This window comes from Amycolatopsis sp. NPDC114504 (assembly GCF_055633595.1).
This window is the reverse complement of the sequence record NZ_JBVKDU010000003.1, coordinates 1515640-1534451: the sequence shown is the minus strand read 5'-3', so window position 1 is coordinate 1534451 and position 18812 is coordinate 1515640. Positions and strand designations below refer to the sequence as shown.

Genomic DNA, 18812 nt, shown 5'->3' with positions numbered 1-18812 from the left:
GTTCAGTAGGTTCGAGTGTCGTCAGGTACGCGGGTTCCCGCCCGCGGTGGAAGAGGAAACCAGGTGACCCGTCGCGATCAGCGTCCCCCCAAGGGCGACGCGGCGGATCCACGTCCGGCCGGTGGCCGGTGGCGGCTCCGGAACTGGCGTCTCGGCACGAAGCTCTTCGCCGTCCTCCTCATCCCCGCGCTCGCGGTGATCGCCCTCGTCGGCCTGCGGATCAGCTCGGACCTGCGCGACGCCCGGCAGCTCGCGGAGTTCGCCACCCGCGGCCGCGTGGACAGCACGGTCGCCGAAGCCCTGCACGAGCTGCAGCGCGAACGCGACCTCACCGTCCGGTTCGTCGCCCAGGACCGCCAGGGCGACACCGCCGACCTCACCGGTCAGCGCAAACGCGTCGACCAGGCGATCGGCACGTTCGAACGGACCCTCGCCGACAGTAAACCCCGGCTCGACGCCAAGGCGGCGGAAAGCCTGCAACAGACCGATGACAGGTTGCGCGTCCTCGGCGGTCTTCGCTTCTCCGCGGAGCACTCGGCGTTCCCGGCCGACGCCGTGCTGCGCTCCTACAGCGAGCTGATCTCCGGTCTGCTCGACATCAGCGACTCGGCCGCCGCCGACGTCTCGGACCCGGAGCTCGCGCGGCTGCGCCTGGCCGGCAACGCGCTGGCCCGGATCAAGGACCAGATGTCGGTCAAGCGCGCGGTGCTGGCCGAGGCGCTCGCCGCGGGCAGCCTCAACCGCGACCGCACGCGCGCGCTGCTCGGTGCCGAAGCCGAGCTCGCCGCCGCGCGCAACGACTACCGCACCTTCGCGACGCCCGAGCAGCAGCGGATGTTCGACGACACGGTGATCGGCCTGGTCGTCGACATCGGCAACGACATGGTGGAGTCCGCGCTCACCCGCACCGAGAACGGCCAGAACCTCAACGGCCTCGACGCGAACCAGTGGGACGTCTCGGCGACGCACACGGTGAACCTCGCCCACCAGGTGCAGCAGGCGCTGCTGGTCCAGTTGCAGCAACGCACGGATGCCCTGGCGGCGCAGGCCCGCGCGGCCGCGATCTGGGACGGCGGCGTCGTGCTCGGCGTCCTGCTCGTCGCGGGCGTGCTGTCGGTCGTCATCGCGCGGTCCCTGTTGCGCCCCTTGCGGATCCTGCGCCGGACCGCACTCGAAGTCGCCGAGCACCGGCTGCCCGCGGCCGTGCAGAACTTGCTCACCGACCCCGAGCCCGCGCCGGAGAACCTGCGGAAACGGCTCGCCGTCGCCCCGGTCCCGGTGTTCACGCGCGAAGAGCTCGGCCAGGTGGCGCGCGCGTTCGACGCGGTGCACGGGGAAGCCGTCCGGCTGGCGGGCGAGCAGGCGATGCTGCGCGAGAACGTCAACGCGATGTTCGTCAACCTCTCGCAGCGCAGCCAGGACCTGGTCGAGCGGCAGCTGTCGGTGCTCGACCGGATGGAGGCCGACGAGCAGGACCCGGACACCCTCGCCGGGCTCTTCGAGCTCGACCACCTGGCGACGCGGATGCGGCGCAACAGCGAAAACCTGCTGGTCCTGTCCGGACAGGACTCGGCGCGCGAGGACGCCGGCGCGGTCGCGGCCGACGAGATCGTCGGCGCCGCGCTCTCGGAGGTCGAGCACTACCAGCGCATCGAGCTCGGCCCGGCGCCGCAGGTCGCGGTCCGCGGCGAGGCCGTCAACGACCTCGTGCACGTCGTCTCGGAGCTGCTGGAGAACGCGACGCGCTACTCCGGCAACACGACCGTCACCGTCGCGAGCGCCGAAACCCACGACGGTGACTGGCAGATCGAGATCATCGACCACGGCGCCGGCATGCCGCAGGCCGAGATCGACCGCACCAACGCGCGGCTGGCGAACCCGCCGGACGTCGACGTCGAGGTGTCCCGCCGGATGGGCCTGTTCGTGGTCGCGACGCTGGCCACACGCCACCGCATCGACGTCAGCCTGAGCGCGGGCCGGGACGGCGGGCTGATCGCGACCGTGCTGGTGCCGGCCGGCCTGATCGTCGAGCTGCCGCCGATGCCGGGGCCGCCGCCGCCCTCCGCCGAGCCCGCCGCGGCCCCCGAGCCGGAGCTGCTGGCCCCGCTGGCCCCGCTCACGCCGCCGGAACCCGAGCCCGAGCCGGAGCCGGAAGAGCTGACGCCGCCGTCGATCGAGGCGGGCCCGCCTCGCCGCGCCCCGGTGGTGGCCCGGGACCACAGCCCGGAGTGGCCGACCACGGACGACGACTCGCACCTGGACCTCGACGCCCCGACCGAGCGGATGCCGGCCTACCGCGACGTCCTGTCGCGCTGGTTCGACGCGTCCGCGGCGCCCGGGGCGGCCGCACCCGAGACGCCGCGGCGGCCGGTGGAACCGCTCCCGGTGGCGCAGGAACCCCGGCCCGTCCAGCCCGAGCCGCGGCACGCGCTGTCCGCGGGCCCGCCACCGCCGCCACCACCCCCGCCTCCGCCGCCGCCCCCGCTGCCGGCGCCCGAGCCGAACCCGGACGACGAGGACACCGAGCCGCGGCTGACGCCCGTCGCGCCGCCGGCCGCGATCGAACCCGACTACGAGTGGCCCACACCGGCCGAGCTGGAGCAGGAGGACGGCGCCGAGGACACCTGGCCGTTCCTGAAGGCCGCCGATTCGGCGGCGAGCCCCGGAGCGGTGCCGGAGCAGCGGCCGATACTCTCTCTTTCCCCGGAAGCGGTGCGCGAGCGGATGACGAGCCTTCAAGGCGGCTTCCGGCGAGGGCGGCACGCGAGGGGAGACGACACCCGGAACCAGTGAAACGGATGAGGCATGAGCTCGAAGACGCCCCTGCTGGAAGTGATCGCGCTGGACGCGGCGGACGCCGAAGGCGCGCAGGCGGGCGGGGCCGACCGCCTCGAACTGGTGACGGACATGGCTCAGGACGGCCTGACGCCGTCGATCGAGACGCTGCGTGACGTGCTTTCGGCGACCGACCTCCCGGTGCGGGTCATGCTGCGGGACAACGGTTCGTTCGCCATCGGCGACCTCGAGGGGCTGCGTGCCGACACCGCCCGGCTGATCGACGCGGGTGCGCGCGAGTTCGTCTTCGGGTTCCTCAACATCGACAGCGAGATCGACCTGGACGCCTGTGAGGCGCTCATCAAGGAGGTCGACGGTCTGCCGTGGACGTTCCACCGCGCCATCGACCGCACGCGGGACCCGTTGCGCGCCTACGACCAGCTGGCCGAGCTGGGCTGTGACACGGTCCTCGCGGCCGGGCACCCGAACGGGGTAGGCAGTGGGCTTTCCGTGCTGCAGCGGCTCGCGCAGCGCGACAGCGGACCGGACCTGCTCGTCGGCGGCGGCCTGCGCGCGCAGCAGGTGCACCTCTTGCGCGCGGGCGGGGTACGCGGGTTCCATGTCGGGAGTGCGGTCCGGCCCGGCGGCTGGCAGGCTCCCGTGGACGCCGAATCGGTGCGCACCTGGGTCGAACTCGTGAAATCCTGATCGACTTCCGGAATTCCTCGGAACATCGGCGGGATAAAACGATTTCCGCCGATGTTTTCGGGTGCGGGTAATCACCTCCTTTACGGTGAAATTGCATTCGGCTCGTGCAGGAGCCGAGCCGGCGCCGCGCGTGCGGCTGCACGCGCATTTCGGGATATGACCTGGTTGGTGGCTGATTTCGGGGCGATCGGCTGGCTACGGTGGTCCGGCATTTCACGATCCGGGCGATCATCAGGAATCGATCTGCAGTGCGGGAGGCGGCGCCGTGTGCGCGCGTATTCAGTTCGAGAACTCGTGGCGTGGACAGCAGGAAACCAGGACTTCGACCATGCGGTGGATTTCTGTCGCGCGGCAGCGGTTGATTCTCCGCGGCTGTCGCCCGACTGTGTCCGGACCGAGCCGGAAGGCCGGATCGTGACCGGCGCGCTACCGCGTCAACGCGGAACCGGACCCTCCGAAGACGAGTTCGTGAAACTGGGGCTCGGCGGCTCGCTCGCCCTCACGGGCCTGCTGGCCGCCGTCAAGATCGCGGAAACCGCCACGGGAGTGGTGCTGACCGCCGCCGGGGTGCTGCCCGGCGCCAGTCCTTCGAAGGAGCAGGCTCCGGCCTGGCCCGGCGGGGAATGAACGGGGGTCGCCCATCAGCGGCCCTCTACGGACGGAGGGCTGCCATGGACGGCAGTGCAGGGCGGGATGACCGGCGTGGCGCACGCGTGGGTCTCGCCGACGTGCGGCGGCTCGAGGACGTCGTCGCCGAGCTCAGGGGCCTGGACTACCGCTACGGCGGCGGTGCCTGCCGGGTGGCGGTCGAGTCGCGGCTGCCCGCGGCCGTCGCGCTGCTGGAAGGCGTGACCAAGACCGTCGTGCTGGGGAGGCTCTGCACCGCCGTCGCGGACCTGTACAACCTGGCCGGCTGGACGAACTTCGACCAGGACCGCCCCGCCGCCGCGCTGGCCGCGTTCAAGCGGGCGCTGGAGCTGGCCGTCGAAGCCGGGAACGACGACCTCCAGGCCAACATCCGGTACCGCACCGGGCGGCTGCACCTGCACTACGGCGCCGTCGACGCCGCGCTGGCGGAGTTCGCGCTGGGCCGGGAGGCGGCGTTGCTGGCGCACTCCAAGCTCGCGCAGGCGCTCCTGTCGGCCAACCAGGCGTGGGCGCACGCCAAGAAGGCCGACGTCACCGAGGCGCTGACCTACCTGCGGCGCGCCCGCCGGGAGTTCGCGGAGGCCGAGGGGCGCGACCCCTCACCGTGGGACGCGTTCTTCGGGCCCACCGACATGGCGGCGATGGTCGGCACGGTGCACGGCGAGCTGGCGCAGATGGTCGACATCCGGCACGGCCGCGACGGCATCCCCGCGCTCACCGACGCGATCGCCGGGTACGGCGGGGGCATGACGCGCAGCCGCTCGCTCACGTTGATCTGGCTCGCCACCGTGCACGCGCTGGACGGCGACCTCGACGTCGCCGCGGCCGTCGGCGAGGAGGCGATCCGGCTGGCGGTCGCGCTGCGGTCACCGCGGACGCGGCAGCGGCTGCACTCGCTGTCGGCGGCGGCCGGCCGGTTTTCCGGCAATGCGGACGCAAGGGAGATCGTCGACCGGATCGACGATCTCGGGCATTCCGGACGATAATCGAATGTCCATGGCGAGGTAAACCACCCGGAAAATGAAAATGGGAACCGCGAAAGGGTAGACAAAAGTAGGTTCCTCGGCGCGTCGGCGGCTTCTTATGCTTCTCGGCAACCTGCGGCGACCATTCCGCGCAGGCCCGGTCCCCACCGCCGAGAGGAAATCCTCCCATGCGCTTGCGCAAGCTCGTCGCGGCCGCCGTGCCGCTGCCGGCGTTGCTCGGCCTCGCCGTGGTCGTCCCCGCCGCCGCGGCGACGGAACCCCTGGTCACCCTGGCCGACAGTGCCGCTCCACTCGTCAGCAGCGCCCGCACCGGCGACGTCGCGGGCGGGCAGCGGATCACCGCGGCCCTCTCCCTTAAACTGCACAACCAGCAGGCGCTGGAAAAGTTCCTCGCCGACGTGCAGAACCCCGCTTCTCCGCAATACCACCGCTTTCTGACGCCTGAACAGTTCAATGCGCAGTACGGTCCGACCCAGGCCGACGTCGGCAAGGCCGTCTCATTCCTCGAGAAATCGGGCGTCACCGGGATCGAGGTTTCCGGAAACCGTCAGGCCATCACGTTCACCGGCTCGGCCGCGCAGCTCGAATCGGCGTTCCACACCCGGATCGGGACCTACCACGACCAGTCGTCCGGCCGGGACTTCTTCGCCAACGACGCCGCGCCGACCGTGCCGGCGGACGTCTCGAGCGTCGTCGGCAACGTCGTCGGCCTCGACAACCACGCGCTGCGGACGCACGCGCAGGCCGTCGCGAAGCCCAACGTCGTCAAGGCGGTGACCCCACCGGTCCTCAAGACCGCTTACGGCACCAGCGGTCTCTCGGCGACCGGCAGCGGCGTGAAGGTCGGCTTCGTCGAGTTCGACGGCTACCAGAAGTCCAACATCACCAAGTACGACAGCACGTACGGCCTCTCGGCGGGCTCGGTGACCACGGTCCCGGTCAGCGGCGCGAACTACGACTCGTCGCCGGGCGACGGCCAGATCGAGGTCGAGCTCGACATCGAGGTCGTGCACGCGCTGGCGGCCGCGGCGAACGACTACGTCTACGAGGCGCCGAACAGCAACGCCGGCGAGCTGGCGATGTACCAGAAGATCGCGTCGGACCACACGGTCAACGTCGTCTCGATCTCTTGGGGCGCTTGCGAATCCGCGGAAGGATCGAGCGCGGCGAAGAGCGTCAGCAACGCGATCGCGACCGGCACCGCGGAGGGCATCTCGTACTTCGCGGCGGCGGGCGACGACGGCACGACCGACTGCTACCGCCAGACGGGTTCGACGGCGAAGGCCGTGGACTTCCCGGCGTCCAGCCCGAACGTGACGGGCGTCGGCGGCACGCAGCTGACGGTGACGTCGGCGAACGCGTACAGCAGCGAGAAGGCGTGGAACGACGGCGCGTCCAACGGCTCGACGGGCGGCGGCATCTCGACGGTGTTCACGGCGCCGTCGTGGCAGTCCTCGCAGAGCACGACCTACCGCAAGGTCCCGGACGTCTCGGCCGACGCGGCGAGCGGCTCGGGCTACTACATCTACACGGCCGGTTCGTGGGAGACGGTGTGGGGCACGTCGGGTGCGGCCCCGCTGTGGGCGGCGTTCGCGACGCTGCAGAACCAGGTCCACGGCGGCGGCCTGGGCAACCTGAACCCGAAGTTCTACTCGATCGGCAACGGGTCCTCGTACGGCACGGGCTTCCACGACGTGACGACGGGCAACAACACCCTGCACGGGACGACCGGTTTCACCGCCGGGACCGGGTACGACCAGGTGACGGGCTGGGGCTCCTTCAAGGGGAGCGGCTTGTCCGGCCTGATCGGCTGAGTTCTCCCGGGGCCGCCGGTGCCGTGCTCGTCACGGTTCCGGCGGCCCTTTGGGGGCTTTCCTTCGCAAGACTAAGCATTAGGCTGAGCGGATGAACAAGCGCACGGTCCTGGACGCCAGCCGCGACCTCCTCCGCGAACTCGGCCTCACCACGGTGTTCGGCAACCCCGGCACCACCGAGGTCCCCTTCCTCACCGACTGGCCGGACGACTTCTACTACATCCTCGGCCTGCAGGAGTCCTCCGTCGTGGCGATGGCCGACGCCTACGCCCAGGCGACGCGTCAGGCCGTGCTGGTCAACCTGCACTCCGCGGGCGGGGTCGGGCACGGGCTCGGCAGCCTCTTCACCGCCTACCGCAACCGGACGCCGCTGATCATCCTCGCCGGGCAGCAGAACCGCGCGCTCCTGCCGCACGATCCCTTCCTGGGGGCGATGGACGCGCCGGAGTTCCCCAAGCCGTACGTGAAGTGGTCCATCGAACCGGCCACCGCCGAAGACGTCCCGGCCGCGCTGTCGCGGGCTTATCACGTCGCGACGCAGGCGCCGTCCGGGCCGGTGTTCGTGTCCGTCCCGGCCGACGACTGGACCGTCACCACCGAGCGTCCCCACATCTCCCGGCCCCGCATCCGCGGCTACGCAGCGGATCCCGAAGCGATCGACGAGCTCGCCGCCGCGCTCGAGGCCGCCGAACGGCCGGCGATCGTCGTCGGGGGAGCCGTCGACCAGGACGGTGCCGTCGTGGAGACCGTCGCGCTGGCCGAGCGCCTCAACGCCGGCGTGTACGCCGCGCCGATGTCGTTCCGCTGCTCGTTCCCGGAGAACCACCGGCTGTTCCAGGGTTTCCTCGACCCCGAACGCGGCGCCGTCTCCGACAAGCTGGCCGCCCACGACCTCGTCGTCGTGCTCGGCGCCCCGGCCTTCACCTACCACGTCGACCGCGGCCGCGACGCGGCTCCGTTGCCGCCGCTGTTCATCGTCAGCGACGACGAGCAGATCCTCGCGCGCGCGTTCGAGGGCACCGGCATCCGGGCGACGCCGAAGCTCGGCATCCGCGCCCTGCTCAACGCGGTCAGCAAGAGCACGCGGCCCGCACCGGCGCCGATCGAGCGGCCCGCGAAGCCCAGCGGCGAGAAGCTGACCGCCGAGTACGTCTACTCGACGCTGTCGGACCTGTTGCCGGACAAAGCGATCGTCGTCGAGGAGGCACCGAGCCACCGCGGGATCCTGCACGACCACCTGCCGATCACCTCGACCGACACGGGGTTCCTGACGATCGCGAGCGGCACCCTCGGCTACGGCGTCCCGGGCACGGTCGGCGCGGCGCTCGCCTGCCCGGACCGCAAGGTCGTCGGCGTGGTCGGCGACGGGTCCAGTATGTACGGCATCCAGGCACTGTGGACGGCCGCGCGCCAGGAGCTCCCGCTGACGATCGTGATCATGGACAACAGCGAGTACGCGGCGGTCCGCATTCTCGGCGAGACGATCGGCGGCGAGAAGCTCCCGGGCACGGAGCTGGGCGGCATCGACTTCGCGGCGCTGGCGTCGAGCATGGGCTGCCAGAGCGTGACGATCACCGAGGCGGCCGGCCTGGTCCCGGGCCTGACGGCCGCCCTGGACGACAAGCGCCCGACGTTGGTGCACATCCGGGTGACCCCGTCGGACCGGACGCTCTACTGACTTGTCGACAACCGAAGAGCTGAGAGAGGCGGTGACCCGGCTGATCGGCTGCCGGGTCACCGAGTTCTCCCGGACAGTGAACATCGCCATCGTGGGCTTCCGAGGCGAGGACGTCGAAAAGCGCCTCCACGCGCAGTGCCCGTTCCGCGTGACGTACCGCGAGCAGATCCTGTTCGGCTCGGTCGACATGAGCTACCGGGACACCGGGGACGCGGAGACGGCGTTCGACGAGTACCGGACGAAGTACGACCGCCAGGCCCGCCAGCTGACCGGGATGGTCACGGAGCACGAGTGCTTCGTCGAGTCGGCGGCACTGGGACGAGCGGGGATGCTGTCGCTCGAGCTCAGCGGCCCCATCGTGATCGAGGTCTTCCCGGCGTGCGCGGGCCGCGACGTCGAGCAGTGGCGCCTGTTCGACTGGCACACCGACCGGCACGTCGTCTTCCCCGACTCCGCGGACCGCTAGCCGAAGGGCCCTTCCTCCCGTCATCCGGGAGGAAGGGCCCTTCGATCTGTCCACAGTGGACCGGTCAGCTCCCGGTCTTCGACCGCGTCCCGGTCTTGGCCCGCTCGGCCAGCTCCCACTCGGCGGCGTCCGACGCGGCCACGACCGCGTCCGCCGGGGTGCCGCCCTGCAGGAGCCGCGCCACCTCTCCGCGTAGCGTCACGAACTCCGCCGACTCGCGCGTCGTGATCTGGTTGCGCTCGGACGGCAGTCCGACGCGAAGGTCCGCCACGATCGATGCCGGCGACTTCGACAGCACCAGCACCCGGTCGGACAGGTAGACGCTCTCGTCGATGTCGTGCGTGACGACCAGGATCGTGGTGCCCTGCTCGCGCTGCACCCGCCGGGTCAGGTCTTCGAGCTCGAACCGGGTCTGCGCGTCGACCGACGCGAACGGCTCGTCCATCAGCAGCAACGACGGGCGGCTGGCCAGCGCGCGGGCGATCGACACCCGCTGCTGCATGCCGCCCGACAGCTGCCACGGGAACTTCCCGCCCACCGTGGACAACCCGACCTGCTCCAGCGCCTCGGCCGCGCGCGAACGCCGTTCCGCGCGGGAGATCTTCCGCCAGCGCAACGGGAACTCGACGTTCTTCTGCACCGAGAGCCACGGGAACAGCGACCGGCTGTAGTCCTGGAACACGACGGCGAGGTCGTCCGGCACGCCGGAGACGCGGTCGCCGTGCAGGCTCACCGTGCCGTCGGTCGGCGGGGTCAGCCCGGCGACGCAGCGCAGCAGCGTCGACTTCCCGCAGCCCGACGGGCCGACGATGCTGGCCAGCTGCCCGGCCTCGACGGTGAACGACAGGTCGTTCACCGCGGTGTGCGCCTTGGGGCCGCTGCCGTAACGGTGGCTGAGGCCGGACACTTCGAGCATGGTTGACATGGGAGAGGCCTTTCCAGCGTCAGTCGCGGCCGAGGCGGGTCGGCTGCCAGGCCAGCACCCGTCGTTCCGCGGCCAGGAAGATCGTGTTGAAGACGTAGCCGAGGATGCCGAGCAGCACCAGCCACGACCACATGGTCGGGAAGTCGAAGTCCTGCTGGGCGTTCATCAGCGAGCGCCCGATGCCGTTGTACGCGCCGACCAGCTCGGAGACGACCATCAGCAGCAGCGAGATCGACAGGCTCACCCGCAGCCCGGCGAAGATCTTCGGCGCCGCCGCGGGCAGCACCACCATCGTGATCCAGTACCGCTTGGGCGTGCGGAAGGAACGCGACGTCTCGACCTTCACCTGGTCGACCGAGCGGACCCCGTCGACCGCGTTGAGCAGCACCGGCCACACCGCGCCGAAGATGATCGAGCCGATCTGCATCCCCGAGCTCAGCCCGAACAGCACCGCGAACACCGGGATCAGCGCGGGCGGCGGGATCGAGCGGAAGAACGCGAACAGCGGGCCGACGTAGTCCATGCCCCGCGCGGACCGGCCGACCAGCACGCCGAGCGCGATGCCGACGATCGCGGCCAGCGCCCAGCCGCCGAGCATCCGGCCGAGGCTGGGGAACACGTTGTCGAACACCGCGTCGGTGAGGAACAGGTGTGACGCGGGCCCGGTGAACCACAGTTTCGCGGCCGCGACCGCGATCTCCGTCGGTGGCGGGAAGAACTTGCTGCCGCCCGCGCGGGCGGCGAACTCCCAGACGACCACGAGGACCGCGAAGAGCAGCCAGTTGCGGGCGACGGTGGCGGCGCCGCGCGCGGCCCGCCTGCCCACCCGGCCGGAAAGAGTCGCCGTGCTCACGCGATCGCCTCCCGGTCGATGCTGCTCCAGCGGAACAGCCGCTTGCCCAGCTGTTCGAGGCCTTCGTTGATCAGGTAACCCAGCACCCCGGCCACCACGGTACCGGCCAGCACCAGGTCGAACCGGGTCGAACCGGTGCTGGCGACGAGGATGAAGTTGCCGAGCCCGAGTTCGGAGCCGGCCAGGAACTCCACGCTGACGACCGCGATGAGCGCGATCGTCGCCGACAGCCGGAGGCCGGTGAAGATGAACGGCGCGGTCTGCGGCAGCGCGACCGACGACAGGATCCGGAACCGGCTGGTCCCGCACGCCCGCGCGGTCTCCATCAGCACCGGGTCGATCTCGCCCATGCCGTAGATCGTGTTGAACATGATCGGCCACAGCGAGGCGTACACCGCGAGGGAGATCTTCGCGTCGGGGCCGGAGCCGATCACCAGCAGCACCAGCGGCACCAGCGCGGTGACCGGGATCGGGCGGAGGAACTCGACGATCGCGGCGGTGGCGGTGCGCAGCACCGGGACACTGCCCAGCAGCAGCCCGGCCGGCACGCCGACGGCGATCGCGATGAGGACGGCGATCAGCCAGGCGAGCATCGTCGCGACGACGTCGCGGATGAAGTCGGGGTCACCGAGCAGCTCCCCGACGCTGACCAGGACGACGCTCGGCGGCGGGATGAACGTCTTGCTGACCAGGCCGACCTGGACCACGAGCTCCCAGAGCAGGAGGAAACAGACCAGGCCGGTCAGCCCACGAAGCAGTTTCTTCACGTCAGTTGGTCGCCTGCGGAGCGATCATCGCCGCGGCGTCGACCTTGCTGGTGATGACACCCATCTGCAGCAGCAGGTCGGGCACCCGCTGCAGGCGCCGGGCGTCCAAAGTGGACCCGTAGCCCGGCAGGGTCAGCAGCTTGGCCGTGTCCTGGTCGATCTTCGCGTACTTGATCAGCAGCGGCTCGACCTTCGCGCGGTCGTTGATCGCCTCGACGGTCGCCTTCTTCATGGCGCGCTGGAAAGCCGCGAGGGTCTTCGGGTTCGACTGCACCCACTTCGTCGTCGCGCCGTAGCCGGTCAGCGGGAAGTCCTGGGTGGCGCCGGTGTTGATGTCGATGACCGGCGTCGCGCCGGCGATCTTCGCCGCCTGCGAGAGCTGCGGCTCCGGCATGTAGGCCGCGTCGACCTGGCCCTGCTGCAGTGCCGCCGCCATGTTCGGGAGCGGGATCGGCACCCAGTTGACGCCGTTGTAGTCGACGCCGTGGTCCTTCATCACCGACTTGGTGAGGATGTCGGACGCGGTGTTCTTGGCGGTGATCGCGATGCGCTTGCCCGCCAGGTCGTTCACGGTCTTCACCGGGGAGTTCGGCACGGTGACGATCGCGTTGCTCTTGGCGTTCACCGAAGTGCCGTCGGCGACCAGTTGCACGTCCGCGGCGCCAGTGCTCTTGGCGACGAAGAACGGCGTGTAGGTCGAAAGGGCGATGTCCGCTTCACCGGAGATCGCCTTCGTCATCGACGCCTGCCCGCTCGGTGCGATGACCTGCTCGACCTCGAGCCCTTCGGCCTTGAAGTAGCCACTGTCCTGGGCCAGCCAGAACGGCGCCAGGTCGGTGGTCGGCAGGATCGAGACCTTGATCTTCGTCTTTTCCAAGCCGCCCCCGGCCGACGTCGCGTTCGAGTCGTCCGAGCCGAGCGCGCTGCAGCCCGTGAGGGCAGTCGCGGCCGCGACGGTGAGGGCGAGCCCGAGCGCGGCGCGGCGAGTGCGAACCCGGCCACTGCTCATGGCGTTTCCAAGCAAGGCCTGCTCCTAGCGTGAACATCGACGTTTGGTGGACCGGATCCCGGGTAAGTGTGTAACTCACTTTCGGGGGTACGCGGGTCACTGTAGAGAAGGTGACAGCTCGCTCACAACGGGTGGGATCAATCCCCACCGGAGTGGTGCAAGTCACTCTTTCGGCCTCTGGTCTAGACCCGCTGCTCCACTCGCCGTAGCTGTTCACCCAGCGTAGGGCCCAGTTCCAGATTAAGAGATCACCAGCTGTGCGCCGACTGAGCGAACGCTGTGCAACATCGTGCACGAAGCGTCGGGAGGGTTACATCTTCTCCGGGCGTTCGCTACCCTCTGCACCTGCGGGGAGGTATCAACCTCCGATGTAGTGAGAGAGAGTGCCTGGATGGCCGATCAAGTCGATCCCCGGTTTACCAGGGCACGCTGTGCTTTTCCTGAGAGAATCTCCCCCGCGGAGACCACTGCTTCGCCGGGCTCAGCCGCCGTACAAGCAGGCTAGGCCGGACCAACAGACCAATGCAGGACCAGCGCAGGGACCGGACCGTGATGCTCGAGCTGAACCGATTCCGCCCGACCGGGCGGGGTTCAGGGACCCCCAGGGCCGACACTGAAGACGATCTTTTCACCCGTACGGGTAGCGTCTCGCGCTGGGCTCCTGCCGATCGGCCGATGAGCCGGAAGGCCGGGAGCGTGCTGACGAGTGGCTGAGGAGAACACGATGCGCCCTGGCGGGCGCTGGGCCGACCAGGGTTTCACGAGCACGAACGATGATGGTGGTGCGGCGGTGCCGAACGAAGACGCCGCGGGGGTAGGAGGGACCCCCGCGCAGTCGCCCGGAGATGCTCCGGGCCGGAAGGCCGGGCTGTTCTCCGGCATGCGCGACTGGAGGGTGCGGTCCAAGCTGGCCGCGATCCTCCTGATCCCGACTCTGACCGCGCTCGTGCTCGGCACGTTGCGCGTGGTCGACGACGCTCAACAGGCTGCCGAGTTCCAGCAGACCGCCGACCAGGTCGCGTTCGCGGTCAAGGTCACCACGGTCGTGCACGAGCTGCAGAACGAGCGGTCGCTGGCGGTGGCGCGGATCTCGTCCGCGAACCCGTTGCTGCAGACCGGGCTCGACTCGCAGATCGCCAAGGTCGACCGCGAGGTCACCAACCTGCGCAACGCGGCGTCGACCCTCAGCTACGACGACGACGCGACCAAGGACCGCTACGCACGCGGTATCCAGCGCCTCGACGCCCTGCGGCCGCTGCGAGCGGCGTTCAACACCGCGAACGGCCTGCCCGACATCACGGTGATGACCGCCTACTCCGGCATCCTCGACGCGCTGATCGAGCTCGGCCGCGAGGTGACCACCTCGGTCACCGACCGGGACGTGCTGCGGCTCGGCACGAGCACGCAGGCGATCAGCGAGGCCAAGGAGTTCACCACCCGCTCCGACGCCGAGCTGCAGATCGCCGCGTTCCGCGGGAGCTTCCCCGGTGACCTCCTGGACCAGACGCGTGCGTCGGCCTCCAGTGCGGACGCCTCGGTTTCGGCCTTCCTCGCGAACGCCGACGACGACCAGCGCCAGCTCTACAACGACACCTACTCCGGCCCGGAGGTCGACGACCGCCGCCGGATCCAGACCGCGGCGTTCTCCTTCGCCCAGCTGGGTGCGGCGCCGAGCATCGACACGACGGCGCTCGGCAAGGACAGCACCGTGTCGGCGGACAAGCTGCACGCGGTCGAGTCGAACCTGCTGGCCCAGCTCAAGACCCGCGCCGACGACCTCGCCACGGCGGCGGTCAACTCGGCCTGGGTCGGCGGTGCCGTGGTGCTCGCCGCGCTGGCCGCCGCGATCGCGCTGATGCTCCTCGTCGCCCGCCTGATGCTGCGCCCGCTGCGGGTGCTGCGGAAGAGCGCGCTGGACGTCGCGTACACCCGGCTGCCCGAGACCGTGCAGGCGATCCTCGACGACCCGGACCCGGTCGGCGCCTCGAAGCGGGCCGTCCAGCCGGTGCCCGTCACCTCTCGCGACGAGATCGGCGAGGTCGCGCGGTCGTTCGACATCGTTCACGAGCAGGCGGTCAAGATGGCCGCCGAGCAGGCGCTCCTGCGCGAGAACGTCAACGGCATCTTCGTGAACCTCTCCCGGCGGTCGCAGCGGCTGGTGGAACGCCAGCTCGGCGTCATCGACCGCCTCGAGGCCGACGAGCAGGACCCGGACCACTTGGCGAGCCTGTTCGAGCTCGACCACCTGGCCACCCGGCTGCGGCGCAACGGTGAGTCCCTGCTGGTGCTCTCCGGCGCCGGCCTGGCGAAGTCCGTGCCCAAGCCGGTGCCCGCCGCCGACGTCATCGGCGCCGCGGTGTCCGAGATCGAGCAGTACGCCCGGATCGAGGTCGGCATCGTGCCCGACGTCGCGGTCCAGGGCCTGGCGATCCACGACCTCGTGCACGTCCTCGCGGAGCTGCTCGACAACGCGACCTACTTCTCCGAGCCGGAGACGAAGGTCATCGTGCGTGCCGTGGTGACCCGCCGGAAGGCGCTGGCCATCCAGGTCACCGACCACGGTGTCGGCATGAGCGACGAGCGGCTGGCCGAGGTCAACGGCCGGCTCGCCGAGCCGCCGGACCTGGACGTGTCGGTGACCCGCCGGATGGGTCTGTACGTGGTCTCACGGCTGGCCAAGCGGCACGGCATCGAGGTCCGGCTGCGCGAGAACGAGGACATCGAGGGTGGCGTGATCGCCCGCGTCGTCGTCCCGGCCGAGCTGCTCACGCACCTCCGCCCGGGCATGGCGCGGCAGACCCCGCTGCCGCCGAACCGGTCCGAGACGTCGATGTCGATGCCGAGCATCCCGATCCCGGCCGCGCGGTCGGACTTCGACCAGACGTCGGCGCACACGCCGATCCCGCCGTCGGCTCCGCCGCCCCCGCCTCCGCCGGTGCACGAACCGGTGGCGAACCAGGGCGGCCTGGTCCCACTCGACCAGCCGATCAGCCTGGACGACCTGGTCAGCGGCGGTCGCGCGGCGGGCCCGTTCCTGTCGCCCGAGCTGCCGAAGCCCGAGACGCCGGCCTGGCCGACCGCCGAAGACCTGGCCCCGCTGACGCCGTCGACGAACGGCGAAGGTGCCAGCTCGAGGGCGCACGACACGCAGTTCGCGCCGCTGGTGCTGCCGAAGCGCGAGCCGAAGTACGTCCCACCGGAGGAGTCGTCGCCACAGCCCCCGTCACGCGCGGAGGAGGTCGGTTCGTCGGCTCTCGAGGACGATGTACCCACCCGGCGGCTGCCCATTTACCAGTCGGTGCTGTCACGCTGGTTCAGTGAGGGCGACGACTCCACCGGCGACCCGGTTGCGCCGCAGAGCGAGGGTGAAGACCCGAACCTGCCGCCGCTCACCGGCACCGCCGAACCGGTCGCGGAGCGGACGGTCATCGCCGAACCGGTCACCCGGCGTCACGAGCGCGAACCGGCGGAAGCCCGGCACCCGGAACAGGTGGACGAGCTGCTGCCGACCGCGGCGACCCGGCACCCGCTCCTCCCGCCCGACGACGGCTGGCACAGTGCCTCCGACGACGGCTGGAGCAAGGCGCAGTCGCTGCTCGAGGCCAAGAACGAGGAGATCACCACGGCCGGGCTGCCCAAACGCGTCCCGAACGCCTACCTGGTGCCGGGGTCGATCAACAGTCCTTCGGCCGACGCGCCGGCGCAGAACAACTTCGCGGACAACACCGCGGGCATGCCCGGAACGGGTGCGATCACCCGCTCGGCGTCCGCGGCGCGGAGCAGGATGGCAAGCTTCCAGCGGGGCTACACCTCGGGACGGCACGCTTTGAAGGAGCTCCCGGCCGAAGATCAGCTGGAAAGCAGCAGGGTTCCGGGGCGTGGCAACACCACAGACAGCAGTGAGGAGTGAAAGTGACACGGGCGGGTGCAATGCAGCCGGGTGGCTCCGCGCAGCCGAACGGCCAAGCGCATGCCAAGACGAACAATGCCGGCAGCTTCGCTTGGTTGATCACGGATTTCGTGCACCGGGTGCCCGGCGCGGCCCACGCGGTCGTGGTGTCGGCCGACGGCCTGCTCCTGGCGGCTTCGCGAGGCTTGCCGAAGGACCGGGCGGACCAGCTGGCCGCGGTGGCGTCGGGGCTCACGAGCCTCGCGCGTGGCGCGGCCAAGGTGTTCGAAGGTGGCACGGTCGCGCAGACCGTGGTCGAGATGGCCAACGGCTTCCTCTTCCTCATGCAGGTTTCCGACGGTTCGTGCCTGGCGGTGCTCGGTTCGCCGGAGAGCGACATCGGCTTGGTCGTCTACGAGATGACCCTGCTGGTGGAACGGGTCGGTCAGCAGCTGACTCCGGAGATGCGGGCCCAGCTGCAGGGCTCGGCAGTCCGCCGCTGAGGACCCGGGAACCGAGGAGAGAGCCGTGGATGACGGGCGCTTGAGGGGCGATGGCCGGCTCGGTGACGACTTCTCCGGCGGGTGGTCCGAGCAATCGGACGACGGCCGGGAGGACTGGCAGTCGTTCCGGGAACGGGTCGACCGCGAATGGCGGTCACGCCGGGTGCAGGCGTCCGACAACGACCCCGTGCGAGAACCCCCGAACTGGCTGACCGACAGCAACGCCGGTCAGGAACCGATCCGGCCGATCCAGCCCGGTAGCGGCGAATACCGCGACCGGCTGCTGGGCGGTCCGGGAGCGGAGCTGTTCGGCGGGTCGAGCGGGCCTTTGTACGACGCGCACGACTTCGCCGCGTACAGCAACGGACGCGACCGCGACTACTCGCAGGGGCTGGACTCCGGCGAGTTCGCGGCGGCGCTGCCGCGGCAGGCCAACCAGGAGTACGTCGACGAGCCGGCGGCGACCGAGATGGAGACGTCGGGCCTGGTCCGGCCGTACTTCCGGACCCGGGGCCGCACGAAGGCGACGCTCGACCTGGCGATCGAGGCGCTGATCTCGACCAGCGACCAGGGCCGGATGCTCGACCGGGTCCGGGTGCCCGAGCACCGGTCGATCTGCGACCTGTGCCTCGACACGAGGTCGGTGGCCGAAGTGGCCGCGCTGCTGCGGCTGCCGCTCGGCGTGGTGCGGGTGTTGATTGGTGACGTGGCGGGCCTCGGGCTGGTGCTGGTGCACTCCAGCAGCCCGACCGTGGGCGACCGCCCGAGTATCGAGTTCATGGAAAGGGTGCTCAGTGGGCTTCGGAGAATTTGACTCCGACGCGAACGCGCCGCAGGTGACGGGTCCGACCTCGTCGGCCAAGATCGTGGTCGCCGGCGGGTTCGGTTCGGGGAAGACAACAATGGTCGGGGCGATCTCCGAGATCGACCCGCTGACCACCGAGGCCATGATGACCGAGGCCAGCGTCGGACACGACGACACCTCGGCGACGCCCAACAAGACCACCACCACCGTGGCGATGGACTTCGGGCGCATCTCGCTGGACTCGGACCTGGTGCTGTACGTCTTCGGCACCCCTGGTCAGCATCGGTTCTGGTTCATGTGGGACGACCTCGCGGTCGGTGCCATCGGGGCGGTCGTGCTGGTGGACACGCGGCGGCTCGCCGACGCGTTCCCGTCGATCGACTTCTTCGAGAACCGGAAGCTGCCCTACGTTGTGGCCATCAACTGCTTCGACCGGCTTCTGCACCACCAGATCGAGGACGTGCGGCACGCGCTCACCATCGCGCCGTCGGTCCCGATCATGGCGTGCGACGCGCGTGAGCGCGACTCCGCCAAGCAGGTGCTGATCTCCGTCGTCCAGCACGCGATCGCGCACGATTCGGCTTTGCGCGCGGGCTGAGGGTATGGCTCCTCGAACCGGATGCGGCCGTTGGAGTGAACTCCACGCGCTTCACCCACTTCGGGGAGCCTTGCCGCCGTCCGGAGGACGGAACGGTCGCCGCGATTGGGTAACGTCGAAGATGACGTCGCCCGCCCGGGCCGCCGTCCACCGGGCTGACCTGCGCGGACACCCCGCCACCGCGGGCCGCGGAGTGAGCTCCGCCCGCACCGTCCGGACCGGGTCGGTGCGGAGCGCGGTCGCGCGCACACGTAGGGTGCGCGGCGACCGGCCGGTGGTCGACTCGACACCACCGGCGGGGCGAATACGCTGGACCGTGGTGTCGCCGACCGGCCGTGCCGGCCACTCCGGGGTGCGGCGTGCGGCGCCGCACGAGCGAGGAGGGGCA

The 18812-nt window shown here is 70.3% G+C and carries 15 protein-coding genes; 11 read left to right on the top strand and 4 right to left on the bottom strand.

Annotated features, from left to right (window positions below):
* The first annotated feature begins 63 nt into the window (after positions 1-63).
* The 7 genes from ACZ7PG_RS28770 (at position 64) to ACZ7PG_RS28740 (ending at position 9075) form a co-directional block, all read left to right on the top strand.
* Entirely contained in the window at positions 64-2793 is a 2730-nt protein-coding gene (locus ACZ7PG_RS28770; RefSeq protein ID WP_470242159.1) for a sensor histidine kinase, read from the top strand.
* Positions 2794-2805: 12 nt separating this feature from the next.
* Entirely contained in the window at positions 2806-3483 is a 678-nt protein-coding gene (locus tag ACZ7PG_RS28765; protein ID WP_470242158.1) for a copper homeostasis protein CutC, read from the top strand.
* Between the two features lie 468 nt (positions 3484-3951).
* Positions 3952-4110, top strand: a complete 159-nt coding sequence (locus tag ACZ7PG_RS28760) for a hypothetical protein (RefSeq protein WP_470242157.1) — start codon at positions 3952-3954, stop codon at positions 4108-4110.
* A 44-nt stretch (positions 4111-4154) separates the two neighbouring features.
* Entirely contained in the window at positions 4155-5117 is a 963-nt protein-coding gene (locus ACZ7PG_RS28755) for a hypothetical protein (protein ID WP_470242156.1), read from the top strand.
* A gap of 167 nt (positions 5118-5284) precedes the next feature.
* On the top strand, positions 5285-6931 hold the full coding sequence (locus ACZ7PG_RS28750; RefSeq protein WP_470242155.1) for a S53 family peptidase: 1647 nt from the start codon (positions 5285-5287) through the stop codon (positions 6929-6931).
* 91 nt (positions 6932-7022) lie between these two features.
* Positions 7023-8609, top strand: a complete 1587-nt coding sequence (mdlC, locus tag ACZ7PG_RS28745; protein WP_470242154.1) for a benzoylformate decarboxylase — start codon at positions 7023-7025, stop codon at positions 8607-8609.
* 1 nt (position 8610) lies between these two features.
* Positions 8611-9075: a hypothetical protein gene (locus tag ACZ7PG_RS28740; protein ID WP_470242153.1), complete on the top strand. Its 465-nt coding sequence runs from the start codon at positions 8611-8613 to the stop codon at positions 9073-9075.
* A gap of 64 nt (positions 9076-9139) precedes the next feature.
* Here the strand turns inward: ACZ7PG_RS28740 and ACZ7PG_RS28735 are convergent, their stop codons facing one another.
* From ACZ7PG_RS28735 to ACZ7PG_RS28720, 4 genes are read right to left on the bottom strand one after another with little or no spacing between them, the layout of a single operon-like run.
* Positions 9140-10000: an ABC transporter ATP-binding protein gene (locus tag ACZ7PG_RS28735; protein WP_470242152.1), complete on the bottom strand. Its 861-nt coding sequence runs from the start codon at positions 9998-10000 to the stop codon at positions 9140-9142.
* A gap of 19 nt (positions 10001-10019) precedes the next feature.
* Entirely contained in the window at positions 10020-10853 is an 834-nt protein-coding gene (locus ACZ7PG_RS28730) for an ABC transporter permease (protein WP_470242151.1), read from the bottom strand.
* Positions 10850-11620 carry an ABC transporter permease gene (locus ACZ7PG_RS28725; protein ID WP_470242150.1) on the bottom strand — a complete coding sequence of 257 codons (771 nt, stop codon included), beginning with the start codon at positions 11618-11620 and terminating at the stop codon, positions 10850-10852. Before ACZ7PG_RS28725 ends, ACZ7PG_RS28730 begins: the two co-directional genes overlap by 4 nt.
* A gap of 1 nt (position 11621) precedes the next feature.
* Positions 11622-12629: an ABC transporter substrate-binding protein gene (locus ACZ7PG_RS28720; RefSeq protein WP_470242149.1), complete on the bottom strand. Its 1008-nt coding sequence runs from the start codon at positions 12627-12629 to the stop codon at positions 11622-11624.
* Between the two features lie 724 nt (positions 12630-13353).
* On the opposite strand from ACZ7PG_RS28720, the gene ACZ7PG_RS28715 reads away from it, so the two are divergent.
* The 4 genes from ACZ7PG_RS28715 to ACZ7PG_RS28700 are packed head-to-tail and all read left to right on the top strand — an operon-like array spanning position 13354 to position 18424.
* Positions 13354-16539 (top strand): sensor histidine kinase, encoded by a 3186-nt coding sequence (locus ACZ7PG_RS28715; protein WP_470242148.1) that lies wholly within the window; start codon positions 13354-13356, stop codon positions 16537-16539.
* A gap of 20 nt (positions 16540-16559) precedes the next feature.
* Positions 16560-17021, top strand: coding sequence for a roadblock/LC7 domain-containing protein (locus tag ACZ7PG_RS28710; RefSeq protein ID WP_155544159.1), 462 nt, complete (start codon positions 16560-16562; stop codon positions 17019-17021).
* A gap of 25 nt (positions 17022-17046) precedes the next feature.
* The gene (locus tag ACZ7PG_RS28705; RefSeq protein ID WP_470242147.1) at positions 17047-17835 is read left to right on the top strand and encodes a DUF742 domain-containing protein; all 789 of its coding nucleotides are present in this window, start codon (positions 17047-17049) and stop codon (positions 17833-17835) included.
* The gene (locus ACZ7PG_RS28700) at positions 17816-18424 is read left to right on the top strand and encodes a GTP-binding protein (protein ID WP_247017872.1); all 609 of its coding nucleotides are present in this window, start codon (positions 17816-17818) and stop codon (positions 18422-18424) included. The genes ACZ7PG_RS28705 and ACZ7PG_RS28700 overlap by 20 nt, the downstream gene beginning before the upstream one ends.
* Positions 18425-18812 lie beyond the last annotated feature (388 nt).